Genomic DNA, 26,157 nt, shown 5'->3' on the forward strand with positions numbered 1-26,157 from the left:
ATTGAGTATACGTCTATCTCGGAGCAATGATTATGGTGAATAACGAATTTAATTTTACAGGCAGTATGGTGGCATTGGTGACACCAATGGATGCAAAAGGCAACGTTGACCGGGTTAGTTTACGTAAATTAGTTGATTATCATGTTAAGGCAGGCAGTGCTGCAATTGTTTCTGTCGGTACAACTGGAGAATCTGCAACATTAGGTCATGACGAGCATGTTGATGTCGTTTTAATGACATTAGATATGGCTGATGGGCGTATTCCTGTCATTGCCGGTACGGGCGCTAATGCAACATCTGAAGCAGTCTGGTTTACACAACAGTTTGAAAATAAAGGTATTGCAGGTTGTTTAAGTGTAACGCCATATTATAATAAACCTTCACAAGAAGGGTTATATCAGCACTTTAAAGCGATTTCTGAAAGCACCGAGTTACCACAAATCCTGTATAATGTACCGGGTCGTACTGGATGCGATTTATTGCCTGTAACTGTTGCACGTTTAGCCAAGTTGGATAATATTGTGGCAATTAAAGAGGCGACAGGGAACTTAAGTCGTGTTAGTCAAATCCAAGAGTTGGTTAATGATGATAGTTTTATCTTATTAAGTGGTGATGACGCATCATCATTAGACTTTATGCAACTTGGCGGTCAGGGTGTTATTTCGGTTACTGCTAACGTTGCTGCGTCAGAGATGGTAGAATTATGTCGATTAGCAAATGCGGGTGAGTTTGCGAAAGCGCGTGAACTTAACCGACGTCTGATGGACTTACATCATCAGTTATTTGTTGAACCTAATCCAATCCCAGCTAAATGGGCGTGTCAACGTATTGGATTGATTGAAGACGCCACATTGCGCTTACCTATGACTCCGTTGACATCATCAGGTCAGCAAATTGTTGAGAAAGCGCTGTTAACAGCGGGAATACTGTAAAACTTAGGGAATTTTAATGGCAACACTATTGCATAAATCAAAGATTATGAAAGTCGCGGGTCTGTCGCTGGTGGTCTTACTGGCAGCCTGTTCAAGTGATCAGCGCTATAAACGTCAGATCAGTGGTGATGAGTCTTATTTAGAGACAGCAGGGCTAAAGAATTTAGCGATTCCGGCGGGTATGGTGTTGCCTTTGCAAAATGGGGAATATGACATTCCAACCCCTAAAAGAACTGAACCTGTTGGTTTAGCGCTTGATATTCGTCCACCAACTCAAGCATTGAATCTATTAAGTGGTTCTCGTAGTGAAAATAATGCAGATAACAGCCGTTTGCTATTACCAAACTCACCTGAAAACACAACACTATATGAACAAGTTAGCTCTATCTTAAAAGAGAAAGGTATTGCGATTGTTAAAAGTGATGCTGGACAAAAAGAGCTCCATACTGATTGGATCACATGGTTACGTGCTGATGAAAACGTACCTTTCCAAACACGCCAGCGTTTAGTAATTGCTCAGTCAGGTAATGTTATTTCGTTAACAGTGACTAACGAAGGTTTACGCCAAGGCGAAACTGAAATGACTGATCCGGCTGAAGTGAAGCGTTATAATATTTTAATGCTTAACGAATTGGTTGATGGCTTAAACCGTATGCGTAATTTAAGCGAAAATACGGCAAGCAGCAACATACAAGGTATTATCGATGTCCAAAGCGGCAGTGATAATGCTGGCCTTCCAGTGATCATCGTTCGTGCACCATTTGATGTGGTTTGGGATAGATTACCTATTGCATTAGAAAGTGTTGGTATGAAGATGGGCGATCGCACACGTTCTAAAGGTTCAATTGAAGTAACCTATAAAGGAATGAGCAGTGCAAACTGGAGTGCGTTAGGTGTTGATAGACCAACTGTTGAAGAAGCGGATTATAAATTACAAGTCGGCGATTTAAATAACCGAAGTAGTTTACAATTTATCAGTGATAAAGGTAAACCATTAACACAATCACAAAATGATCAAATGGTTGCTGCACTGAAAGCTGCTTTCAGTAAGCCTGTAAAATAAGTATTCTTCTTTAAAAATATGAGAAGCCGCACAATATATGTTGTGCGGCTTTTTTTATGATCTTAACTTAATTGTATTAATTTAAATTAAACATCATTAATTGAATGCTCTTTTAATGATAGGGTTTAATTTAAATTTATTAATAATATTAATCTTAATGCAATACGCTTAATTTTATGCAATATTGCGTCAATTCTTATTCTTAAATAAAAATAACAAAGCATTCTCTGACTATATGAAGGAGTATTTATGAGTGCAGGTGATATGATTATTCACTTGATATTAAGTGGGATACTTATTGTAGGTGTTTATCAATTTTATTTTTTTACTCAACGATATACATTGAGAGAAGTGAAAATTATTAATTCACCGATTGATGAAAAGATCCCTTTCTGGCCATGGTGGTCATGGATCTATAGCTTTTTATATTATCCTGCAATTTTATATCTCAATTGGATCATTCAAGACTCAAGACAATTTATTATGATTGTTTTTAGTTATATTGTTTTGTTAGTTATGCAAATGTTTTTCTTTGTTGTGTTCCCTGTTGCAACCCCAGCACATTGGCGTACCTTAAACCCAGGAAAAACAGCGTCAGAGAAATTTCTTAAGTTTGTTCAGTATTTTGATGATTCCTCAAACTGCTTCCCAAGTATGCACGTTTCTGTTGCAACACTCACAGCGTGTCTTGCTTATGCAACTTTAGGACCATGGGTTTTCTTATTCCCATTATTTATTGCATTATCTTGCATGTTTACAAAACAACATTACTTAATTGATTTACCTGCCGGCGCTTTATTAGGTTGGTTTGCTTATGAGATCTACTGTTTTATTATTTAATAAAGCATTATGTTATTACGAGATAACATGAATTTTTTTAATATAAAAATAGATAAGAGATAAATCATTAAAACTTGTTAATGCTAATATTGATAACCAGATTAATTTTCAATAAAAAGAAATTAATCTGGTTTTTTTATTATTGATTACTCAAAATAGATGTAATCTGAAACAGATCTAAGGTCTATTAAGAATATCATCTGAAAATAGAAATAATAAGGTGATATAATCTATAATTATTCTTATTCTGACTTTTTATATTTTATATATCCTAATTTTACTAAACCACTCTTTATATTGATTATGATAACTTTAGTTATTAGCGCAGTTATTCAATAGAATTAATTGAAATATGATTTCTAATTATGGTGTGGTTTTCAACAAAAAAACGTTGTGAGCAATGCGTTGTCGCTGAGATTTTTTAGTGATAGTACTCACGTTTTAAAAGCTTTTTTATCTAATCTAGAGTAGAGTATGGGAAGCAAATTTCTTGTTAAACCTATCACATCTTTGGAGTGTGTCAGATGCAGAAAAAAGCTGAGTTGTATCGTGGAAAAGCCAAAACGGTCTACGCCACTGAATCTTCTGATTTTCTTATCCTTGAATTCAGAAATGATACATCAGCGTTAGATGGCCAACGTATTGAACAGTTTGATCGTAAAGGAATGGTAAATAACAAATTTAACCATTTCATTATGAATAAACTGGAAGAAGCGGGTATCCCAACGCAGATGGAACGTTTGCTTTCTGATAATGAAGTGCTAGTAAAAAAACTCGATATGGTACCTGTTGAATGCGTTATCCGTAATCGTGCAGCGGGATCATTAGTCAAACGTTTAGGTATCGAAGAAGGTACACTTTTAAATCCACCAATCTTTGATTTATTCTTGAAAGATGATGCTCGTCATGATCCTATGGTCAATGAATCTTATTGTGAAACCTTTGGTTGGGTGTCTAAAGAAAACCTCGCAGAAATGAAACGTTTGAGTTATAAAGCAAACGATGTCCTTAGCGAACTCTTTGATAAAGCAGGACTTATTTTAGTCGATTTTAAACTTGAGTTTGGTCTATTTCATGGCAAAGTTGTATTAGGAGATGAATTCTCTCCTGATGGAAGCCGTCTATGGGATAAAAACACCTTAGATAAAATGGATAAAGACCGTTTCCGTCAAAGCTTAGGCGGATTAATTGAAGCATACGAAGAAGTTGCACGTCGAATCGGTGTTTCTTTAGACTAAATACGCAAACGATTACGTCAAGTTAAACAAGATGTAATTAGAAAAGGTCAGCTTAAAAGCTGACCTTTTGTTTTAAATATCACGTTTTAAATGAAAATGTATTAAAGAACATAATTAAGCAACTATACAGATAGCTTGATTGAATTATGTTTAATAATAAGAAAATTTATCGTAATCCTAAGCTTTCTAATAATTGTTTAATCTCATTATTAAGCGCAAGGCTATCAATATATTGATTAATCAGAGGTGCAGGCTGGATAAGCGCATACTTGCACAAAAATATAAGGAAATAACCCACATAAATATCAGCGGCAGTCAGATTTTTACCACAAAGATAAGGTTTGGCGCTGGCTAAGCCCGTTTCTAAGCAATGAAAAGCGCGTTCAAAAGAACCAAAACCAGATGATTTTTGCTGTTCTTCATTAAGTTCAATACCAAGCTCTTTCACCGTAAATGCAGATTCAATAGGGCCTGCTGTAAAAAAGAACCAACGATAATAAGCAGCACGCTCAGGTGAATTAAGGGCAGGAGCAAATCCTTTTTCAATAAACTTATCTGCTAAATAAGCACAAATTGCCGCTGTCTCTGTAACAACGGTTTCGCCATCGACTAATGCAGGAACTTTTGCCATCGGATTAATAGCAAGATATTCAGGGGTGCGCATTGGTTCGCCATATTCTAATTCAACACGCTGATAAGACACATCTAATATTTTTAAGAAAAGTTCAACGGTGTTACCGCGAGACATTGTATTAGTATAAAGAATAAGTTCACTCATAATGTTTCCTTACTGTGTTGATTAATATGAAGTTGTTTAAACTGAAACTATAGCTAAACAAAGAACAGCGAACAGCAAGGAAGATATTACGCAAACGGTGCGTCAGTTTTTGTCAGGAGCCTCTTTGAGGATCTCTTTTTTCCATCGAGAGAGTAAATAGTTTTTAGGGTAAGGCAAATTCTCACTTAATACTTCATAAGAGATAATTCTATCGAGCCTAAAATGGCGATAGCTTTGGCGTAGTTCACACCATGCAGCAATCACTTGTGAATCTTGAAAGTAACCCACAGCAATAGGCCAAATAATTCGAGTGCTTAATTGTTTTTGAGCATCTTTATAATCTATTTTGGCTTTTTTTTCTTCGCGTAAACTAAAACGCATATCTTTAGCAATGGTATGATCAACTTCAATAATTCGGTTAGTGGGAACAAACAATGTATTTTGTTCAAGCAATGTTTGATGCTGTGTTGTTATTACAGCATTGATTTTATTAATTGCCCGTAACGCCGAGTGACTTAACTCTTTATCTGTATTACTTTCTACCCAACGTAAACCTAAAATAAGTGCTTCAAGTTCATTAATATCAAAGGTTAATGGCGGTAGGAGTAAACCTGATTTTAGCTGATAACCTATACCTGCTTCACCCGTAATTTCAGCACCTTGATTACGTAAAGACTCAATATCACGATAAATAGATCTAACACTAATTTGTAATTTATCTGCTAATACCTCTGCCGTTATCGGATAGCGATTTTCTTTTAAAATCTGCAATAAAGTGAGTAAACGTTGAGTTCGAGTCATTAAATTATCTATTTATTAGTGAAGAAAAAATACAAAGGCAAGAAATAAGAATTCTATTATGAAATCGTTAAAAAAGCAGTTTTAATTCCTTATGATGCTTATTTTTTTCGTTGTGACAACGGGTACTAGCTTACTCTGATAGTCTCTATTATCTTGCTCTTAAAAAATAGGGAATAGAGATTGCAATTATTTGTTATTATCTCAAATCAAGTGATAAATTTGTTCATAATAAATCTAAAGTCGTCTATTTAAAATGTGGGGATAAGTTATGCGTTGGAATGATCGCCGAAGAAGTGACAATGTTGAAGATAGAAGAGGGCAATCTTCTCCCGCATCAGGCGGTGGCAATCTCCCATTAGGATTAATTGCACTTTTGTTACGCACTAAATATGGGTTTGTGGTTATTATTGTTTTAGTGATAGCCAGTTTTATGGGATTTGACTTTAACTCATTAACGGGTGAAACCGACCAATCGCCACAACGCAACGAACAACAAAGTGCCCTTTATAATGAAGCCGCAGATTTTAGTAGCGTCGTTTTAGCCAGTACAGAAGATTTTTGGCAAACTATTTTTGCACAAGCAGGCAAACAATATAGCTATCCTAAACTTGTTTTATATACCAACAGCACCACAACGCAATGCGGTACAGGTACAAAAATAATGGGACCTTTTTATTGTCCCGCGGATAGAAAGATTTATCTCGATCTCTCTTTTTATAATGAAATGAAACATAGCCTAGGTGGTGGCGGTGAATTTGCTCAAGGTTATGTGATTTCACATGAAGTAGGGCACCATGTTCAGCATTTATTAGGTATCACTAATCAAATGCGTGAAAAACAACAAATGGCGCGTTCAAAAGCAGAGGCAAATCGTTTATCTGTAAAATTAGAGTTGCAAGCAGACTGTTTTGCTGGAATGTGGGGACATTTTATTGCAGGTGAAGGTCGTATTGATGAAAGCGATTTATTAACCGCGATCAAAACGGCGCAAGCGATAGGTGATGACAAGTTACAGAAACAACAGCAAGGTTATGTAGTGCCCGATAGTTTTACACACGGCACAGCAGAACAGCGCAAGACTTGGTTTATGAGAGGCTATAACAGTGGCAGTATTAAATCTTGCGATACATTTGCTTCTTCGTCTTTGAACTAATACCATTTGTCGGTAAATAAAAGATAATTAACGCTATAAAGAGAAAGGTTTAGGAACAAACATGAGTAACGTTGATCCCTCACTATTAATTTTGCTGGTTCTCGCAGGACTTGGCATTATTAGTCATAATATGACTGTAACGTTAGCAATGCTTGCTTTGCTAGTGATTAAAATCACACCTCTAAATCAATATTTTCCTGTTGTTGAAAAATATGGCATGACTATCGGGATCTTAATTTTGACCATTGGGGTAATGACACCCATAGCAACAGGACGTATTTCAGGGCAAGAAGTTCTTAACTCATTTTTAAACTGGAAATCATTACTAGCAATTGCGATAGGTATCGCGGTTTCTTGGTTAGGCGCACGGGGCGTTTCTCTAATGAATAACCAGCCTTCAACGGTTGCTGGCTTATTAGTGGGAACAGTCATTGGTGTCGCACTTTTCCGAGGTGTGCCTGTTGGGCCATTAATTGCAGCTGGTATTCTTTCATTGTTAATCGGTAAATCCTAGCTGTGCCATTGTCTCATTTACATCAATATCAGCAAAAATTAGCTCAATTAGGGCAACGCCAGTTACTGCTATTAGCGGGTGAACCAGCATGGCAAACGGCACAGATCCAGCAAATTACTCAATTATGCCAAGGTGATTGGGTCACTATTTCTTTCAATCAACCCCATGCTATTTTACCTGAACAAGCTATTCGCCTATTGGGGCGTGAGTTCCTACATGCGGTTTTTGATGCTAATGAAGGATTTAATACTGATGCTTTAGCCATGTTAACGGGCACATTAAAAGCAGGTAGTGTATTGATTTTGTGCTTGCCTGATATTGAACGTTGGGACAGTTATACCGATAACGATAGTCAGCGATGGAATGATGCTCAAGGTGTACTTTCAACACCAAATTTTATGGCATGGCTAAAAAACATCACTTTAGGTGATGACAAAGCAATTGTCTGGCAACAATCAACGCCATTTCAATTACCCAAATTGATTGAAAAGGCTAAACCTTGGGCACTTCCACAAGGTAAACCAACCGCAGAACAGCAAGTAATTTTAGATAATTTGCTATTATCGACATCGGGTATTTGGAGTGTTATTGCACCAAGAGGCAGAGGAAAGTCAGCGCTGGCGGGAATGTTTATCGAACAATATCAAGGAAATGTGCTGGTATGTGCACCTGCTAAAAATAGTACAGATGTTTTATCTTCACACACCAATAAAGCTATTTCATTTTACTCTCCTGATAATTTATTAGCGCTGTGTATAAATAACGAAATTCAAAGTGATTGGCTAATTATTGATGAGGCTGCTTCTTTGCCTATTGCACAACTAGAAGTGCTGTGTGGTTATTTCCCTAATGTCTTAATGACAACCACAGTACAAGGCTATGAAGGAACAGGGCGAGGTTTTATGCTGAAATTAGGAGATAACATTCCTAATTTGCATACCTATCAATTACAAACACCAATTCGTTGGGCTAAAGATTGTCCATTAGAAAATTGGCTTAATCAATTGTTATTGCTTGATGAGCTTGAGTCTGATTTTGAGCGTCAAAAACAAGGTGAAGTCGATATCCACCAGCTTCAAGGAAATTGGCATAACAATATTTCACAACTACATGATTTTTATCAGTTACTTACTAGTGCGCATTATCGAACAACGCCACTTGATCTACGGCGTTTACTTGATGGTCAAAAACAGCGTTATTGGTCAGCATCAATCAATAAAAAAATCGTGGGTGCTGTGTGGTGTATCGAAGAAGGAGGATTACCTTTCGAACTTGCTTATGATGTCTGGCTAGGTACTCGTAGGCCAAGAGGTAATTTGGTTGCTCAATCATTAGTAACTTATGGTTTAACACCCGATGCAATGTGTTTGAACTCATTGCGTATTAGCCGCATTGCTGTTTTACCTCAATATCGACGCCAAAAAATTGCCGCAACTTTAATTGCTAATATTGTAAAAGAGAGTCAAAAACAGGCTATTGATTATCTTTCGATGAGCTTTGGTTATACCGAAGTGTTAGCACAGTTTTGGATGCAATGTGGCTTTCAAATAGTGCGCTTAGGGGTACATAAAGAGGCAAGCAGTGGATGCTACGCTGCAATGGCAATTTATCCACTAACAGAAAAAGGCGAACAGTTATTACGCTCGTCTTTACGCGCTTTTGCTTTGCAATATCCGCAGATAGAACAGCAAACCAAGCTCTGCTTAGCGGATAATTTAATACCAAATCATGTTGCTACATCACAAGACCGTTGGTTAGTGATGGCGGGTTTTGCATTTGCTCATCGTCCCGCACTTACTGTTTATGAGAGTGTTGCTAATTTTTTAGTAGGTTATGAGCAACACTATCCGTTATTAGTGGCTTTTTTTGTAGACAATAAGTCACTCGAGCAGTGTGTGGCTGAGTTTTCTTTATCAGGAAAAAAAGTCTTAACTAAGCAATTAAGAGAGCAATGTGCGCAATTAATGGCTGAAAAAGATCCTCAATTAACATCGCGTTATCAACAGTGGCTAGCTACTTATTCTCATCCTTCTTGTTTTGATTTTGTTTAGGCCAATCATCTTCATCATCCCATTTATCATTAAAATCACGATGTGGAGGCAACTTTCGCTTATTTTTAAGAAATTGCTTGGGATCGATTTTGTTCATATCTTTAATAGCGTTAATGATAATTCCTACTAAAAGAATTAAAATTACCCACCAATAGTCAGCAATCCAGTGCATAAATAAGCCTTATATTTTAAAATTGTTGTTGAGAATGAGGATCTTTTTTATTTACTCTATAAAATAACGCAATAAAGCATAGGTTGGAAAAGCACAGCATGAAACGGATATTATTGATTATAGCAGGTTGGTTATGTGTTGGATTAGCTACATTAGGTGTTATTTTGCCTGTGTTACCCACTACACCTTTCTTATTGCTTGCTGCATGGTGTTTTTCTCGTTCGTCGAAGCGCTTCCATTATTGGTTACTTTATCGCTCTTGGTTTGGTCCTTATTTACGATATTGGCAAACTTATCACGCTATGCCTAAAGGGGCGAAACCTAAAGCAATCTTAGTGATCTTAATTACCTTTGCGATTTCACTGTGGCTAGTGTCTATGCTTTGGGTCAGAATATTATTGCTGATAATCTTAGTGTGTTTGTTGATATTTATGTGGAGACTTCCTGTTAATGATCAACAAGAAGTCCCATGTGAAAAATAACGTTACTCAGGCAAAACAATGTAACGTGCAAATATTTCGTCAAGATTAGCTAACAGCCACTGTTTACCATAAATATTCTCTTCTTCTAACACAGATTTTAGAATATCAGGCGTATAAGCAAGAGAAGCTTCATGGGAAAGAGGCCAATAACTGATATGCCATGGCTCGTAAGCAATATCGCTCTCTTTATGAGTAAAAGGGCGATAAAAGTCATACGCTGACATATTCTCTGTTAACCATTCATTAAGCTCTGCAAAATAGCCACCATCTTCGTATTCCCAAGGTTCTAATTGTAATGATTGCCCTTCAGGTAAACGAAAAGGATCGTAAATATCAATCTCAGTGCCCCAATGGTGGCGACTTGCACCAGGCAATGCTGACCATTTTAAAATAGCGATACAGCGCTCACCATCTGATAATGCATGAATATCTATTGGCTGGCTTTGTGCATCTAAAACAGGGCGAGTACCTTCAAACTTTCCATTCCATATAGCTAATTGGCGATTAAAATCACGAAAAGAGCTGGCTGGCATTAATTTAAAGCCTGCTTTTGTGGCTTGTTGTTGTAATGCTAAAAAAGCTTTAGTGGCATTAAATTGTAAGCGATGCTGACCAGATAAAGTGACTAAATGATCAGTAGAACGGCCAGTTAGCATTAAAGGCGTTATCATAAAATAAGTTGCTCCATAACCCGCTGATAAATTCGGCTAAGCTGTTGTAAATCTGCCGCATTAACACACTCATTAACTTTATGAATTGTTGCATTAACAGGGCCTAATTCGACAACTTGCGCGCCCATTTGGGCAATAAATCGACCATCAGAAGTGCCTCCACTGGTGGAAAGCTCTGGCTCTAAATTGGTGTAATGCTTAACGGAGTAACGGACAGCTTCAAGTAATTTACCTTGCCCAGTAATAAAAGGCTGACCAGATAAAGACCATTCCAACTGATAGCGAAGTTGATGCTTTTGTAGTAACGCTTCTGTACGTTGGCGAATTTCTTCATCTGTAATGGCAGTACTAAAGCGGAAATTAAATTGAATAAGCAGCTCACCGGGGATCACATTATTGCTGCCTGTACCTGCATGGATATTAGCAATTTGCATTGTGGTTGCTGGGAAAAACTCGTTACCTTCATCCCAAACAGTATTAACGAGCTCTTGGATAAAAGGGGAGGCAAGATGAATAGGATTTTCTGCAAGGTGAGGGTAAGCGACATGACCTTGCACACCTTGAATAATTAAATTTGCTGTTATTGAGCCTCGACGACCATTTTTTACCATATCGCCTAAATGATGTTGGCTTGAAGGCTCACCCACAAGGCAATAGTCGAGACGTTCGCCACGTGACATTAACGATTGTACGACTTTAACTGTGCCGTCTGCGGCTTTGGCTTCTTCATCCGATGTAATTAAAAAGGCTAGTCGTCCACGGTGATCAGGATAAGAGCGAACAAAACGTTCAGCAGCGACAATCATGGCGGCAAGCGAGCCTTTCATATCCGCCGCACCGCGTCCATATAACATACCATCACGAATAGATGGTTCAAAAGGCGGGTTATCCCACAAATCAAGATCACCTGTTGGTACAACATCAGTATGACCAGCAAAAGCTAGTGTTTCGCCTTCACCACCACGACAAGCCCAGAGATTTTCAGTTTCACCAAAAGGCATTCTTTCAATCGTAAAACCAAGAGGGGCAAGCCTATCGATAATCAGTTGCTGACAACCTTGATCATCAGGGCTGATTGAGGGACGCGAAATCAGTTGTTGTGCAAGCTCAATAACAGGACAGGACATAAAAATTAGGCTCCTGTAAAGGACGAATAATCATTGACATCAAAACCAACAACAAAGCGGTTGTCTGATGACACAAGAATAGGGCGTTTAATGATCGCGGGTTTATCTAACATAAGTGAGATTGCAGAGGTAACATCAGTGATTGCGTTTTTTTCTTCATCAGATAATTGACGCCAAGTTGTTCCTCTTTTATTCACAAGTGTCTGCCAATCTAAATTTTCTGTAAAGGTGCGTAATAATGCTTCCGTCAAACCCTCTTTGCGGTAATCATGAAACGTGTAGGGAACATGATTATCATCTAGCCATTTACGTGCTTTTTTGATTGTATCGCAATTTTTTATGCCGTACATGGTATATGTCAGGTTTGTCGTGGACATGATATTTTCCTTATATGACAATACGTAATATTAGTATTGATGAGAATGAGTGTTATACAATTCCAAAATAACAGCTTTTGTTGTAGTGAAAAATCCTATTTACATTATAAAATATATCGGATATTAAACTGTCACGTTAGTGTAACGAATTGTGTAGCGTAGAGTAATACAAATACGAATAAAGATTTCCGTTGGTAAAAGAGAATATGAAAAGTATTTCACTGAGTCTTATATTGCTTTTACTTTCTTCTTTTAGCTGGGCAGATGAAGAAAATGACAGTCAAAAAGTTGATGAGTATAAAATAGCCTTAGAGGCTTTTTTTAACAGTGATTATTTATTGTGTTTGGGCGAAGGGAAATGGCCTGTGTACAGCAATGAAGATGATGCACCTTGGGTGCTAGAAAGAATGCATGCATTAGTTGAGGCAGGATTGATTGAACAAACCGCAAATGGAGAAGAATGGGTGTTCAATCTCAGTGAAAAAGGGCGCAGAGCATGGCAACCTTATCAAGACTTCTGTTATGGTCACCTGTTCATTAGCCAAATTAAAGAGATCCAACCGATAGGATCAGGCAAAAGTAAAATTTATTTTTATTATGGTGTAAAAGGTATTCCTTCATGGGCAACCAATGAAGAAATACAATCCGCTTTTAGCGAACTTGATATTGTGATTAATGGAATAAATCGAGAGCTGTACCAGTTAAATATCGAAAAATTACCAGATAACCATTTTAAAGTATTAAGTTATCCAGTTCCTATTGAGTAGAGATGATTTAATATAGCACTAAGCAGAATATTCAATAATAGCTCTGATTACCCCGACCCTGTGTCGGGGTAAAGCGTTTAGTACTGATGCTTAATAAGAATAAGACTGGCAGCTAAACGAGAAGTGACTTGCAGTTTCTTTAAAATATTACGAATGTGGACTTTCACTGTTTCTTCAGAAATAAATAAATTCTCAGCAATTTGTTTATTTTTCATTCCAGCAGACACTTCATGAAGAACATCCAACTCTCTTTTAGTCAATGCTGAAAGTGGATCAGAATAGTTTTGCCTAAGTTGAATATATTGCCACACTCGCTCACTATAAACAGGATGCCCAACAGCTGCTTTGCGTAGGCTAAGTAATAGCATGTCTAACTCACACTCTTTTAAAAGATAACCGTTTGCGCCAGCATCCAACGCAGCGTAAACATCATTACGTGAATCAGAAACGGATAAAACAAGAACATAAGATGTTAAACCAGAGCGACGAAGTGTTCGAATAATATCGATACCTGAACGCCCTTGTAGATTTAAATCCATCATAATTAAGTCTGGATTTAACTGTTTTGCAGCGGTTACAGCCTCTTGAGCATTGCCACTTTCGCTTACTACGACAAAGTCCTTGTCTTTTTCTAACAATAGCCGTAATCCATATCTCATGATAGGGTGATCATCCACTATCATAATTGAGTAGCTAGGCATAACCCCTCTCCCTAAAAAAAAATAATAATGTGCGTAATCTTTCCAATAGCAGAAAATAAAAAAGTAAATTCCAAATGAGGAATAAAAATTAGAATCAGACATCTTATTAAAACAATAAGAAAATAAAATTGACGGTTCGCAATATTACACCAATTATTGTTACGGGTAAAAAAGAAAATAACCAAAACGACTAACAAAAAATCTAATTCTATAAAATCTTTATAGTTACAATGAGTTGTGCAGAGATAAGGCTATTTAAAAAATAATCAAAAAGTGAAAATAGTTATTGTTTTTTTAAACAATATAAAAAAATTAATTATTTTAAATGTTAATTTAATATCTGGTAAATAATAAACAAATATTGTCTTTTTTCTGTTCGAGTTTATTACACCGGTGAAATTAAATAGTGTTAATAATATACCTATAACTAGGTATTAATTGTTTATAATAAATCTTGTTTACTAATTTGAAAAAAGTGTCGGAGCCGTCATGATTTAACGCTCCATTACCATTATACTAACGAAGCCCTTACCCTATTGATACAAAGGATATGAAGATGGAAGACAAATTAAAACAAAGCGCTCTAGATTTTCATGAATTTCCCGTACCTGGCAAAATCACAGTAACACCAACAAAACCACTCATAACCCAACGTGATTTAGCATTAGCTTATTCACCAGGCGTCGCCGCTCCTTGTTTAGAAATTGCAGCAGATCCTCTTGCTGCTTATCGCTACACAGCCAAAGGTAACCTTGTCGCGGTGATTTCAAATGGTACTGCGGTACTTGGACTTGGAAATATCGGTGCCTTAGCAGGTAAGCCTGTAATGGAAGGTAAAGGCGTTTTGTTTAAGAAGTTTTCTGGCGTTGATGTTTTTGACATTGAAGTTAATGAGACAGATCCTGACAAACTCGTTGATATTATCGCATCATTAGAGCCAACATTTGGTGGTATTAACCTCGAAGATATTAAAGCACCAGAGTGTTTCTATATTGAGAAAAAACTGCGTGAGAAAATGAACATTCCTGTATTCCATGATGATCAGCATGGTACAGCGATTATCTCTACAGCCGCAATTCTCAATGGCTTGCGTATTATTAAAAAAGAAATTAGTAAAGTAAAATTAGTGGTATCAGGAGCAGGTGCCGCGTCTATTGCTTGTATGAACTTATTAGTTGCTTTAGGGCTAACACGCGAAAACATCACTGTATGTGACTCTAAAGGGGTTATCTACCGTGGACGTGAAGCTAATATGGCAGAAACCAAAGCTGCTTATGCAATCGAAGATAACGGTACTCGTACATTAGATGACGTTATTAATAATGCTGATATTTTCTTAGGTTGCTCAGGACCTGGCGTATTAACGCAAGAAATGGTCAAGAAAATGGCTCGCGATCCACTTATTCTCGCGCTTGCAAACCCAGAACCTGAAATTTTACCGCCGTTAGTAAAAGCTGTACGTTCAGATGCGATTATCTGTACAGGGCGTTCTGACTACCCAAATCAGGTTAATAACGTATTGTGTTTCCCATTCATCTTCCGTGGCGCATTAGACGTTGGTGCGACAGCAATTAATGAAGAGATGAAACTCGCTTGTGTTCATGCTATTGCAGAATTAGCACTCGCGGAACAAAACGAAGAAGTTGCTTCTGCCTATGGTGATCAGGAACTCTCTTTTGGTCCTGAATACATTATTCCGAAACCGTTTGATCCACGTTTGATTGTGAAAATTGCGCCAGCAGTTGCAAAAGCGGCGATGGATTCAGGTGTTGCAACACGTCCAATTGAAGATTTCTCTGCTTATATTGAACACCTTAATGAGTTTGTTTATAAAACGAACTTATTTATGAAACCTATTTTCTCGCAAGCGAAAAAAGAGAAAAAACGCATTGTGTTAGCAGAAGGGGAAGAAAACCGCGTACTGCATGCAACACAAGAATTAGTAACATTAGGATTAGCCACTCCAATTTTAATTGGTCGTCCTAGTGTGATTGAAATGCGTATTCAGAAATTGGGTTTACACATTAAAGCTGGTAAAGACTTTGAGGTGGTGAATAATGAAAACGACCCACGTTTCAAAGAGTATTGGCAAGAATATCACCAAATCATGAAACGTCGCGGTGTATCACAAGAGCAAGCTCGCCGTGCAATGATTGGCAATCCAACACTTATTGGTGCCATTATGGTTCGCCGAGGTGAAGCAGATGGCCTGATTTGTGGTACTGTGGGTAGCTATTCTGAACATTTTGAAATCTACAAAAATGTGTTTGGCTTACGTGAAGGAATGGAAACCGCAGGAGCAATGAATGCTCTGCTATTGCCAAGTGGTAACACCTTTATTACAGACACTTACGTTAATGAAGATCCGACCGCAGAACAACTAGCCGATATTACGATTATGGCTGCTGATACTATTCGTCGCTTTGGTATCGAGCCAAAAGCAGCGCTGGTTTCTCGTTCAAGTTTCGGCTCATTTGATAGCCCATCTTCAATCAAACTCAGAAAAGCGTTAGAGATAATCAAGCAACGTGCACCTGAATTAGAGATTGATGGTGAAATGCATGCAGATGCAGCATTAGTAGAATCTATTCGCCGTGATGTGATGCCAGATAGTCCATTAAAAGGCGCTGCAAACCTATTAGTTATGCCAACAATGGAAGCTGCACGTATTAGCTATAACTTGCTGCGTGTGACAAGCTCTGATGGTGTGACAGTAGGACCAGTATTAATGGGTATTGCTAAACCTGCCCACATCTTGACGCCAATTGCATCAGTACGTCGTATCGTGAATATGGTGGCATTAGCTGTTGTGGAAGCTCAGGCACAATCTCAAAATTAATTGTTACTAATTAAATAATTCCATTCATAAAGCGCCTTTTATTGAAGTGACCCCCGATAGTTGGACAACCGATTATCGGGGGTTTTTTATGCTCATCAAATCAGCATAAAGAATGTTAAATACAAATTAATATAAGAATGATATTGATAATTATTAGCAACAATATTAACCTATGCGTCTAACTAAAGTAGGTATATATAACTAATAGGATGATTATGTTTTTCTCAATATCAAAAAGGATCTTACTACTAGTTTCATTAATAAGTCTTTCAGCATGTCATTCAATAGAAAAACAACCTGTATCAACCGTAGATCTGGCAATTATTCAGTCAGCAAACATCATTGATACTCAGACTGGGCAATCCATCACAGCAGACACACTGTTAACACGATTAGCAAGTCAATCACATGTGATTATTGGTGAAAAACATGACAATGCTTATCATCATGATATTGAATATTGGTTAATGACAGAGCTACCTAAAAAACGCCCTCAAGGAGCGGTTTTACTTGAGATGCTAACGCCAAGCCAGCAATCATTAGTGGATAACACAAAGAAACGTTATTCAGGATCTGAATATCTACGAGATGAGCGACTAATGGCTGCATTAAAATGGAATTCAGGTTGGCCTTGGAAATGGTATGGCAATATAGTTAAAGCAGGGCTAAGCGCTGATTATCCTTTATTAGCGGCAAATATTGATCGCAGTGAAATATCTAGTGCGTATAAAAATCCTCCTATTATTGATGGTGTGCATTCAACTGATACATCTGTTCGCCAACTTATTCAAAAAACAATTGAGCTTTCTCATGGCGGTGAGCTTGATAAAACACAAGCAGAAAAAATGACGGTTATTCAGCAATTGCGTGATCGTGCAATGGCTAAAAGTTTATTAGATGCTCCGACACCCGCTCTGTTAATTGCTGGCTCTTTTCATGCCACAAAAGTAATGGGTGTACCTTTACACGTTGCTGATCTAGCGCCGAATGAAAAAGTAACTGTGGTGATAATGACGGAAGAGGGAAGTGATGTGACTTCCGTTCATGCCGATTATCTTTGGATAACACCTGTCGCCTTACCTTAATTTATTGATAACACGAATATGCTTATTTCTTCTTGTATGGATCAAATGCCAAAATTTCAGCTTTGTAGTTCTAAAGCATTTATTTTGGCTCTCGGTGTACATGCTATTTTTGTCATGGCTTATTTTTATTTCAATAAAGAGAATACGGTACTTATACAAGAGCCAGAATTAGCTGTAATGATGAGCTTAAGTGAAAACGTCCAAGCACTCAGTGATGAAAAACAGGTTGTAGGCGTCGATCAACAATTGGCGGTAGCAAGTCAAAAAAAGGTAGAGCAAGATATTGCTGAAAAACAGCCTGATCTGATTGTGAATGAAAATGCAGATATTTTGCTCGAAAAGCCTAAAAAAAGAGTCAATGTAGAGCAAACAGCTAAAGTGACACCTATAACCTCTCCGGTAAAGCCCGCGCCTACTATTAGCGAAAATGTGTCTAGCCAATCAGCACCATCAAGCAGTCGCTCTGCGGCGAAACAGCAATCTAATGATGTTAGTGCAAATTATGATAGCGATTCAGATAGCACGGAAAGCGCATTAGCATTATGGCAAGCTAAAACAAAAGGGCATCTTAATCGCTATAAAGCCTATCCCGAAGAAGCTAAAAGTAAAGGTAGAACAGGGATTTCTAAAGTACGCTTTATTGTTGATGAACAAGGTTATGTCATATCGAGTGAATTAATTCTTAGTAGTGGCGTGCGTTCTTTAGACAGAGAAGCACAACGAGTACTCAAACGTGCAGAGCCCTTACCGATACCACCAATTGAGTTATTGTCGAAAGGTAAAATAATGGTTGAAATGCCAATTGAGTTTTCTACACTAACGTTCTAACGACAGGTCAAAAAGGAAATAAAACGTTATGCTAGTCGCAACAAAAAAACGGATGACGTTGCAATTAACGAGTGTGATCATGGCATTGTTAATTTCAGCAACACCTGCATTGGCTCAAAATCAGAAGGACTCCCTAGTGATGCCACCAAAAGCGAATAAAGTGCCTCATGTGATGACAGAACATGGAGACACGCGCACCGATAATTACTATTGGCTAAGAGATGATTCACGTAAAGATCCTAACGTGCTTGATTATCTGAATGCTGAAAATGCCTATACTGAATCAGTGATGAAAGAAGGCAAGGCGCTCGAAGAAACGCTCTTTAATGAAATGGTGAGCCGTATGGCTCAAAACGATGAATCAGTGCCTTATATTTATAATGGCTATACTTATCGTACTATTTATCAAGAAGGTAAAGATTTCCCTATTTATCAGCGTAAACCAGTAAATAGCGAAGGTGAATGGGAAGTTCTCGTTGATGGAAACGAACGTGCTAAAGGGCACGAATTCTATCAATTAGGTGATTTGACAATCAGCCCAGATAACAAACGTATCGCTATTGCAGAAGATAAAGAAGGGCGCAGAAACTATAATGTTGCCTATAAAGATTTATCGGATAATACATGGAAAGAGAATGTGTTAACCAATATCTCAGCAAATCTTGTGTGGGCAAACGACAGCAAAACACTATTTTATGTTGATAAAGATCCGCAAACCTTACTGCCTTATCAAATCTATCGCCATCAATATGGCACTGATCGTAAACAAGATGTCAAAATCTTCGAAGAAAACGACGATCGCTTTTATACATGGATGGGTAAAAGTAAATCTGAAGATTACATTCTTGTCTCTATTGAAAGCTCAACAACCTCAGAATCTCGTTTAATTGATGCGAATGCGCCAGAAAAACCAATGGTAATATTCTCTGCGCGTCAAGAAGGGCGTGAATATGATATCGACCATTTTAATGGTGAATTCTATATTCGTTCGAATCATGAGAGTGAATTGTTTGGTCTTTATAAAACGGCATCAATCGATAAGCCTTGGGAAACCGTCATTGCACCACAAAAAGAGGTCGATTTAGAAGGTTTTGATCTCTTTAATCGCTGGTTAGTTGTGGAAGAAAGAAAACAAGGACTAGTGTCATTACGTCAAATTGATTGGAAAACAGGTCAATCGACAAATGTGACCTTTGACGATCCTGTTTATATGGCATGGCTAGGTTTTAACCCTCAAGCAGATAGCGAAGAGCTTCGCTTTGGTTATACTTCCATGACAACGCCTTCTTCAACTTATCAATGGAATATGCAAACGCATCAAAAGCAATTGCTTAAACAGCAAGAAGTGAAAGGCTTTGAACGCAATTTATATGAAAGCGAGCGTATCTGGGTAAAAGCACAAGACGGTGTTGAAGTTCCCGTATCATTGGTTTATCGCAAAGACTTATTTAAGAAAGGTGAAAATCCTATCTTAATTTATGGCTATGGCTCTTACGGTAGCAGCATCGATCCTTCGTTTAGTTCACCTCGTTTAAGCTTATTAGACCGAGGCTTTGTGTATGCCATTGTGCATGTGCGTGGTGGCGGTGAATTAGGTAAACGCTGGTATAACCAAGGTAAAATGGAACATAAAGTTAATACTTTTACAGACTTTATTGATGCCACTAAATATCTAATTGCCAAAGGTTACGGAGCACCCAAACACGTTTACGCTATGGGTGGCAGTGCGGGCGGATTATTAATGGGCGTCGTTGTGAATATGGCACCTGAATTATACCGAGGTGTTGTATCTCAAGTTCCATTTGTGGATGTTGTGACAACAATGCTTGATGCTTCAATTCCTTTAACAACAGGGGAATATGAAGAATGGGGAAATCCTGCGGATAAAGACGTTTATTTCCGCCTAAAATCGTATAGCCCATATGACAATGTGGTTGCCAAGGCATACCCTCATTTATTAGTCACAACAGGGTTACATGATTCACAAGTGCAATATTGGGAGCCTGCAAAATGGGTTGCGAAATTGCGTGAATTAAAAACAGATAATAATCTGCTATTACTTGAAACTAATATGAGTGCAGGGCATGGTGGTAAATCAGGGCGTTTTAATCGCTTACGCGATACAGCAAAAGAATATGCCTTTATTCTGATGTTAGAACAGCCTGAAGTCTATTTTAAAGCTCAAAATATAAAATAGAATAATCAGTAATAGTAAATCAGTTTAATAAATTAGCCTGTCTCTCTTTAAGGGAGACAGCGCTATTATTTAAAGCAAACATAACAATAATAATATTTTCTAGTTTAATTTACTTTATATAAAGCAACGTGAGCCTATTTAAATAAAAATAAAGAATAGGTTTATTATGAAATTTACAAGGAAAATACTTAGCACTCTTATTTTATTTTCGGGTGTTAATCATCTTGCCATTGCATCTGAAACAGATAAAGCGATTCAATTTAGTAGCTTAAAAGTTTCATCAGCACAAAAAGAAACGCCTGAACAAAAAGCATTGGGAAAACCGGGTGCTTATAGCTCTATTGGTGAAATTAATAATCTTGAATCTGTTGAACAAACATTACGTTCAACGCCGGGAACATATACTCAAATGGATGTGAGTCAGCCGGGCATTGGTGTTAATATTCGCGGATTAAGTGGTTTTGGTCGCGTTAATATGATGGTTGATGGTGTCACTCAAACTATGTATAGCACATCACCTAGCCAATATGCGCATGGCGCGCAACCTTACAACCAATTTAATAGCATGATCGATCCGAATTTTATTATTCAAATCGATATTTCTCGTGGTCAACAAGACGGTGAAAATAGTATTAATGCCCTGGCAGGAAGTGCTAATTTTAAAACTATTGGTGTAGAAGATATTTTATTTCAAGGACACACTTGGGGTGTCAGAAGTAAAGCAGCTGGTGGTACAAATGGCTTAGGTTATAACGGTATGGTTGCTTTTGCAGGGCAGCGTTCATTATTTAATGATAATGGTTCTGTTGGTGCAATGCTTGCGTTAAGTGGACATAAAATAGAATCGTCTTATAAAAATGGCGCTGGCTTTAATAGTGAAGAATTTTCTACAAGTAAAGAATTTAATCAAAGACCACACTCAGAACTTACCAAAATAAATATAAAACCAAATGATTCTCATGAATTAGAATTAAGTGGTCGTTTTTATAACAATGATTTTAATCGCCGTAAAATTGATGCTAAAGATTATTATGCAAAATATCGCTATACACCATTAAATGATCTATTTGATAGCGAAATTCTGCTTAGCCATAGTCAAGCATCGCAAAAGTTTGCGGGTGATTCTCTTGTGAGTTTACGTGAAGCAAATGCAAAAAATATATCTGATTCACTAGTCGCTAAAAATACCAGCCGCTTTAATTATGATGAATTGGATATGGCATTAACACTGGGCACAAAATTAATGTCAACAGAATACAAACGCAGTGTTATTGCACCTTCTACTGATCCGTGGCAAGCACAAAATATGGTTGAATATAATACGTTTGCACCTCAAGGAAAAAATGATTTAACCAGCTTCTTTTCACAAATGAAATTTGAATATGATATTTATACTCTCGACCTTAATTTAAATTATGTCGATTATCATATTAAAGGGCGAAAACCCGCTTGTGATCCACGAGCCGCATGTTTCCCCGAAGGTGAAATGAACCTCAGTCGCCATGATAGAAATTGGGATCCAGGCATGTTGTTTTCTGCCGAAATTATTCCTGAATTTCAGCCTTTTGTAAGCTATGCACACACCATGAGGGCACCGACATCACAAGAGATCTTTTTTGCCAATGAAGGTGGTGCTTCAATGAATCCATTTTTAAAAAGTGAAAAAGCCGATACCGTCCAAATTGGTTTTAATAGTTATCACCCAGATTTAATGATAGAAGGTGATAGTTTACGATTTAAAGGATTGTGGTATCACACAAAAATCAAAGACTACATTTCCAGTGATTCTTATTTGGTATGTAAAGGTGGGGTGCGTTGTAAAAATGACGGTTCTTTAACTGGCGAGGATTACGCGGGGATAGAATACGATGGGAATATTTTCTTGTACACCAATAGCCTTGATCCTGTGACTTTACGTGGTTATGAGCTACAAGCAAATTATGACGCAGGGGTGTTTTACACTAACCTTTCATACAGTGATCAACGAACTTCACAGCCGACTTCGATTGCCAGTACAGACTTTGGGCAAACGCCCGCTTCTGAATTACCTAAATATTATGCCACTATTGATACTGGTGTTCGCTTCTTTGATGACCAGTCATTAGAACTAGGCACTGTGATCCAAATAACGGGAAAAGCACGTAAATCCTCACCAGAAGGGGTAGATTACGATACAGGTAAAGTACCAATGGTACAGCAAGATGATATCCCAACGGTTGTCGACGTTTATAGTAATTACAGAATTAATAAAAATATTTCTTTAAAATTTGCCGTGCATAATTTAATGAATAAAAACTATTCTAATGCGCTTGATAGAAGTAATTCAGCGCCGATTATGCAAGATCCGAGTGCAAATACACAAACTGCCCGTGGCAGAAGTTATCTTTTTGCAGGAGAAGTACGTTTTTAATGTAACGTAATGATTATTTTAAAGTATAAATAATAAAAAACGGCATCAAAGGAAGATTGGTGCCGTTTTTTGTATCACGGTTTCACTAAACAATAATATTTAAGTTAATCGTCACTTTTAGGTGTTGTTTTACGTTTAGCTCTTATCTTTTGTGTTTTAACTACTTCACTGGTGATCCAACCATCTTCAACGCGTGTTTTCAACGGATCGCCAATTTTCACTTGTTTGGTATTTTTCAGCACTTCTCCAGACTCTGTTTCGCTAATACTGTAACCGCGAGAAAGTGTTGCGAGAGGACTCACACTTTCTAAACGAGAGCAACTAATAGCGAATTGTTCACGTTGACGAGATAACTGTAGTGAAATACTTTCTCTCATACGGTAAATCAACTGCTGTTGTTGGCGAAGTAATGCTTGAATTTGTGAACTAGGCTCTTGGTAATTAAGGCGTTTTTGTAGTTGTGTTTGTTGATGTTGCTTGGCTTGCAATAGCCGCTGAAAACTAGTGACTAAACGCTGTTGTGTGGAAGCTAATACATTTTGCTGACGAGCAAGACGTAAATGAGGATGCTGTTGCTGTAAACGATGATGGAGCTGTGTTATTGCGCGTAATTTTTTCGCTAAATAGTAATCCATCGCCATTTCAAGGCGTTGTTGCTGTGATTGTAGTTGGCGCAATAGCTCAAGTTTGTTACGACTAATGAGTTCTGCCGCCGCAGAAGGGGTTGGCGCTCTAAGGTCGGCAATAAAATCAGCAATGGTCACATCGGTTTCATGACCAACTGCACTTACAATTGGAATTTCACTGGCAAAAATAGCACGAGCAACGCGTTCATCATTAAATGTCCAGAGATCTTCTAACGAACCGCCACCACGACCAACAATTAAAACATCACACTCTTTACGGCGGTTAGCAAGTTCGATGGCATGAACAATCTGCATAGGCGCTTCAGCACCTTGAACAGCGGTTGGGTAGATAAGCACTGGCAAAGAAGGATCACGACGACGAAGAATATTTAAGATGTCGTGTAGTGCTGCTCCGGTTGATGAAGTGATAACACCAATTTGTTTAGCGGGAGATGGCAGGGGTTTTTTATGAATTGCATCAAATAACCCCTCCGCACTGAGTTTTTGTTTTAATAGCTCAAATTGTTGTTGTAATAGCCCGTCACCAGCAGGTTGCATACTCTCAACAATCAATTGGTAATCGCCTCGTGGCTCATACAATGTAATTGTTGCGCGAACTAAAACTTGCTGACCATGCTGAGGGCGAAAAGTAACTTTAGTATTTTGCCCACGAAACATCGCCGCTCTGATTTGGGCATTCGTATCCTTTAACGTAAAATACCAGTGACCAGAAGAAGGTTGAGTAAAATTGGAAATTTCAGCGCTGATCCAAATGCGACCCATTTCCATTTCTAATAACTGGCGAACGGTCTTATTTAGACGGCTAACAGTAAAAATATTATTGTTTATCGGTAGTGTCATGTGAGCCAGATCAAATTTTAAAACAAAGACTTAATTGATTGATACTACCTAAGTTAGTGGCAGGATCAATAAAAATTTTGAAAAAAAGCTAGAAGCAACCGATTACGGTGTGTATAATTCCGCGGCAATATTTTCTATTTCCTAAAAGCCGCCTTGGTGAGATATTGCTATGTTACGAATTAAAAAAGAAGCACTTACATTTGATGATGTTTTGTTAGTTCCTGCACACTCCACTGTTCTTCCTAATACTGCCGACTTGTCTACTCAACTGACTGAAACAATCCGCCTAAATGTTCCTATGCTGTCTGCTGCAATGGATACTGTGACTGAAGCGCCTTTAGCTATCGCATTAGCTCAAGAAGGTGGAATTGGTTTTATCCACAAAAACATGTCTATCGAACGCCAAGCTGAAGAAGTTCGTCGTGTGAAAAAACATGAAAGTGGTGTTGTCACTGATCCTATCACCGTAACACCAGAAACTTCTTTACGTGAAGTTCAAGCAATGACTGAACGCAATGGCTTTGCGGGTTACCCAGTTGTGACTAATGACAACGAATTAGTGGGTATTATTACTGGTCGTGATGTTCGTTTTGTTACTGATTTAGACCAACCAGTTACTGCGGTAATGACACCAAAAGAGCGCTTAGTGACAGTACAAGAAGGCGAAGCACGAGATGTTGTCATGCAAAGAATGCATGAAAAACGTGTAGAGAAAGCCTTAGTGGTTGATAACAACTTCCATCTGAAAGGTATGATCACTGTAAAAGATTTCAAAAAAGCAGAACGTAAACCAAACGCATGTAAAGATGAACACGGTCGTTTACGTGTAGGTGCTGCTGTTGGTGCAGGTGCAGGTAACGAAGAGCGTGTAGCAGCATTAGTTGCCGCTGGCGTTGACGTTTTACTTATTGACTCTTCTCACGGTCATTCTGAAGGCGTATTACAGCGCATTCGTGATACTCGTGCATTGTATCCAAATCTCCCTATCATTGGTGGCAACGTTGCAACCGCAGAAGGTGCTTTAGCACTGGCAGATGCAGGTGTAAGTGCGGTTAAAGTTGGTATTGGTCCTGGTTCAATTTGTACAACACGTATCGTAACTGGTGTTGGTGTACCACAAATTACCGCTATTGCAGATGCAGTTGAAGCACTGAAAGATCGTAACATTCCTGTTATTGCAGATGGTGGTATTCGTTTCTCTGGCGATATCGCAAAAGCATTAGCAGCAGGTGCAGCTTGCGTGATGGTTGGTTCAATGTTTGCAGGTACCGAAGAATCTCCGGGCGAAATCGAACTATTCCAAGGCCGTTCTTATAAATCCTATCGTGGCATGGGCTCATTAGGTGCGATGTCTAAAGGTTCATCAGATCGTTACTTCCAAACTGACAATGCAGCAGACAAATTAGTACCAGAAGGTATCGAAGGTCGTGTTGCTTATAAAGGTTTATTAAAAACTATCGTTCACCAACAAATGGGTGGTTTACGCTCATGCATGGGCTTAACAGGCTGCGCAACAATTAAAGAATTGAATACTAAAGCTGAATTTGTTCGTATCAGTGGTGCCGGTATTCAAGAAAGCCATGTCCATGATGTGACCATCACGAAAGAATCACCTAACTATCGCTTAGGTATGTAATTTATTCC

The 26,157-nt window shown here is 38.0% G+C and carries 23 protein-coding genes; 15 read left to right on the forward strand and 8 right to left on the reverse strand.

Going from position 1 to position 26,157, the window contains the following annotated elements; all coding sequences use genetic code 11:
• Positions 1-32 precede the first annotated feature (32 nt).
• The 4 genes from dapA (at position 33) to purC (ending at position 4,073) form a co-directional block, all read left to right on the forward strand.
• Positions 33-932 carry a 4-hydroxy-tetrahydrodipicolinate synthase gene (gene dapA, locus JEP36_RS09785; RefSeq protein WP_198619854.1) on the forward strand — a complete coding sequence of 300 codons (900 nt, stop codon included), beginning with the start codon at positions 33-35 and terminating at the stop codon, positions 930-932.
• A 16-nt stretch (positions 933-948) separates the two neighbouring features.
• Positions 949-1,995, forward strand: coding sequence for an outer membrane protein assembly factor BamC (gene bamC / locus JEP36_RS09790; RefSeq protein ID WP_198630140.1), 1,047 nt, complete (start codon positions 949-951; stop codon positions 1,993-1,995).
• 249 nt (positions 1,996-2,244) lie between these two features.
• Positions 2,245-2,835: a phosphatase PAP2 family protein gene (locus JEP36_RS09795; protein ID WP_023581905.1), complete on the forward strand. Its 591-nt coding sequence runs from the start codon at positions 2,245-2,247 to the stop codon at positions 2,833-2,835.
• A 524-nt stretch (positions 2,836-3,359) separates the two neighbouring features.
• Positions 3,360-4,073 (forward strand): phosphoribosylaminoimidazolesuccinocarboxamide synthase, encoded by a 714-nt coding sequence (gene purC, locus JEP36_RS09800; protein ID WP_088495303.1) that lies wholly within the window; start codon positions 3,360-3,362, stop codon positions 4,071-4,073.
• 166 nt (positions 4,074-4,239) lie between these two features.
• On the opposite strand, the gene JEP36_RS09805 is transcribed toward purC, so the two are convergent.
• Positions 4,240-4,851, reverse strand: a complete 612-nt coding sequence (locus JEP36_RS09805) for a glutathione S-transferase family protein (protein ID WP_198630141.1) — start codon at positions 4,849-4,851, stop codon at positions 4,240-4,242.
• Between the two features lie 102 nt (positions 4,852-4,953).
• Positions 4,954-5,652, reverse strand: coding sequence for a helix-turn-helix transcriptional regulator (locus tag JEP36_RS09810; RefSeq protein WP_198619857.1), 699 nt, complete (start codon positions 5,650-5,652; stop codon positions 4,954-4,956).
• A gap of 268 nt (positions 5,653-5,920) precedes the next feature.
• Here JEP36_RS09810 and ypfJ point away from each other — a divergent pair, with 268 nt between their 5' ends.
• The 3 genes from ypfJ (at position 5,921) to JEP36_RS09825 (ending at position 9,370) form a co-directional block, all read left to right on the forward strand.
• Complete coding sequence (ypfJ, locus tag JEP36_RS09815) at positions 5,921-6,805, forward strand: KPN_02809 family neutral zinc metallopeptidase (RefSeq protein WP_198619858.1); 885 nt, start codon at positions 5,921-5,923, stop codon at positions 6,803-6,805.
• Positions 6,806-6,866: 61 nt separating this feature from the next.
• Positions 6,867-7,319 (forward strand): DUF441 domain-containing protein, encoded by a 453-nt coding sequence (locus tag JEP36_RS09820; RefSeq protein ID WP_006533030.1) that lies wholly within the window; start codon positions 6,867-6,869, stop codon positions 7,317-7,319.
• A 2-nt stretch (positions 7,320-7,321) separates the two neighbouring features.
• The gene (locus JEP36_RS09825; protein WP_198630142.1) at positions 7,322-9,370 is read left to right on the forward strand and encodes a tRNA(Met) cytidine acetyltransferase TmcA; all 2,049 of its coding nucleotides are present in this window, start codon (positions 7,322-7,324) and stop codon (positions 9,368-9,370) included.
• Here JEP36_RS09825 and JEP36_RS09830 read toward each other — a convergent pair.
• Positions 9,333-9,542 carry a YpfN family protein gene (locus JEP36_RS09830; RefSeq protein ID WP_109373648.1) on the reverse strand — a complete coding sequence of 70 codons (210 nt, stop codon included), beginning with the start codon at positions 9,540-9,542 and terminating at the stop codon, positions 9,333-9,335. The genes JEP36_RS09825 and JEP36_RS09830 overlap by 38 nt on opposite strands.
• A gap of 98 nt (positions 9,543-9,640) precedes the next feature.
• Here JEP36_RS09830 and JEP36_RS09835 point away from each other — a divergent pair, with 98 nt between their 5' ends.
• Positions 9,641-10,024: a DUF454 family protein gene (locus JEP36_RS09835; RefSeq protein ID WP_109373647.1), complete on the forward strand. Its 384-nt coding sequence runs from the start codon at positions 9,641-9,643 to the stop codon at positions 10,022-10,024.
• A gap of 2 nt (positions 10,025-10,026) precedes the next feature.
• Here the strand turns inward: JEP36_RS09835 and JEP36_RS09840 are convergent, their stop codons facing one another.
• The 3 genes from JEP36_RS09840 to JEP36_RS09850 are packed head-to-tail and all read right to left on the reverse strand — an operon-like array spanning position 10,027 to position 12,199.
• A complete protein-coding gene (locus JEP36_RS09840) occupies positions 10,027-10,695 on the reverse strand; it encodes a M15 family metallopeptidase (RefSeq protein WP_109373646.1) in 669 nt (222 codons plus the stop codon).
• Positions 10,692-11,822, reverse strand: a complete 1,131-nt coding sequence (gene dapE, locus JEP36_RS09845; RefSeq protein ID WP_198625720.1) for a succinyl-diaminopimelate desuccinylase — start codon at positions 11,820-11,822, stop codon at positions 10,692-10,694. The genes JEP36_RS09840 and dapE overlap by 4 nt, the downstream gene beginning before the upstream one ends.
• Before the next feature lie 5 nt (positions 11,823-11,827).
• On the reverse strand, positions 11,828-12,199 hold the full coding sequence (locus JEP36_RS09850) for an ArsC family reductase (RefSeq protein WP_109373644.1): 372 nt from the start codon (positions 12,197-12,199) through the stop codon (positions 11,828-11,830).
• 206 nt (positions 12,200-12,405) lie between these two features.
• Here JEP36_RS09850 and JEP36_RS09855 point away from each other — a divergent pair, with 206 nt between their 5' ends.
• Positions 12,406-12,966, forward strand: coding sequence for a hypothetical protein (locus JEP36_RS09855; RefSeq protein ID WP_100160343.1), 561 nt, complete (start codon positions 12,406-12,408; stop codon positions 12,964-12,966).
• Positions 12,967-13,043: 77 nt separating this feature from the next.
• On the opposite strand, the gene JEP36_RS09860 is transcribed toward JEP36_RS09855, so the two are convergent.
• Positions 13,044-13,667, reverse strand: a complete 624-nt coding sequence (locus JEP36_RS09860; RefSeq protein WP_069368881.1) for a response regulator — start codon at positions 13,665-13,667, stop codon at positions 13,044-13,046.
• Positions 13,668-14,223: 556 nt separating this feature from the next.
• Between JEP36_RS09860 and maeB the strand changes: the two genes are divergently transcribed.
• The 5 genes from maeB to JEP36_RS09885 all read left to right on the forward strand — a co-directional run bounded on the left by maeB (position 14,224) and on the right by JEP36_RS09885 (position 23,026).
• The gene (gene maeB, locus JEP36_RS09865) at positions 14,224-16,506 is read left to right on the forward strand and encodes an NADP-dependent oxaloacetate-decarboxylating malate dehydrogenase (RefSeq protein WP_198630143.1); all 2,283 of its coding nucleotides are present in this window, start codon (positions 14,224-14,226) and stop codon (positions 16,504-16,506) included.
• Positions 16,507-16,721: 215 nt separating this feature from the next.
• Entirely contained in the window at positions 16,722-17,591 is an 870-nt protein-coding gene (locus JEP36_RS09870) for a ChaN family lipoprotein (RefSeq protein WP_196532492.1), read from the forward strand.
• 45 nt (positions 17,592-17,636) lie between these two features.
• Entirely contained in the window at positions 17,637-18,419 is a 783-nt protein-coding gene (locus JEP36_RS09875) for an energy transducer TonB family protein (RefSeq protein ID WP_232797462.1), read from the forward strand.
• 28 nt (positions 18,420-18,447) lie between these two features.
• Positions 18,448-20,616 (forward strand): S9 family peptidase, encoded by a 2,169-nt coding sequence (locus JEP36_RS09880; RefSeq protein WP_198630144.1) that lies wholly within the window; start codon positions 18,448-18,450, stop codon positions 20,614-20,616.
• A 166-nt stretch (positions 20,617-20,782) separates the two neighbouring features.
• Positions 20,783-23,026 (forward strand): TonB-dependent receptor, encoded by a 2,244-nt coding sequence (locus JEP36_RS09885; RefSeq protein ID WP_198625718.1) that lies wholly within the window; start codon positions 20,783-20,785, stop codon positions 23,024-23,026.
• 104 nt (positions 23,027-23,130) lie between these two features.
• On the opposite strand, the gene xseA is transcribed toward JEP36_RS09885, so the two are convergent.
• On the reverse strand, positions 23,131-24,513 hold the full coding sequence (gene xseA, locus JEP36_RS09890; RefSeq protein WP_198630145.1) for an exodeoxyribonuclease VII large subunit: 1,383 nt from the start codon (positions 24,511-24,513) through the stop codon (positions 23,131-23,133).
• A gap of 169 nt (positions 24,514-24,682) precedes the next feature.
• Here xseA and guaB point away from each other — a divergent pair, with 169 nt between their 5' ends.
• Positions 24,683-26,149: an IMP dehydrogenase gene (gene guaB, locus JEP36_RS09895; RefSeq protein WP_109373637.1), complete on the forward strand. Its 1,467-nt coding sequence runs from the start codon at positions 24,683-24,685 to the stop codon at positions 26,147-26,149.
• The last annotated feature ends 8 nt before the right edge of the window (positions 26,150-26,157 follow it).

It is taken from the genome of Proteus sp. PR00208 (assembly GCF_016238545.1).
Taxonomy (GTDB): domain Bacteria; phylum Pseudomonadota; class Gammaproteobacteria; order Enterobacterales; family Enterobacteriaceae; genus Proteus.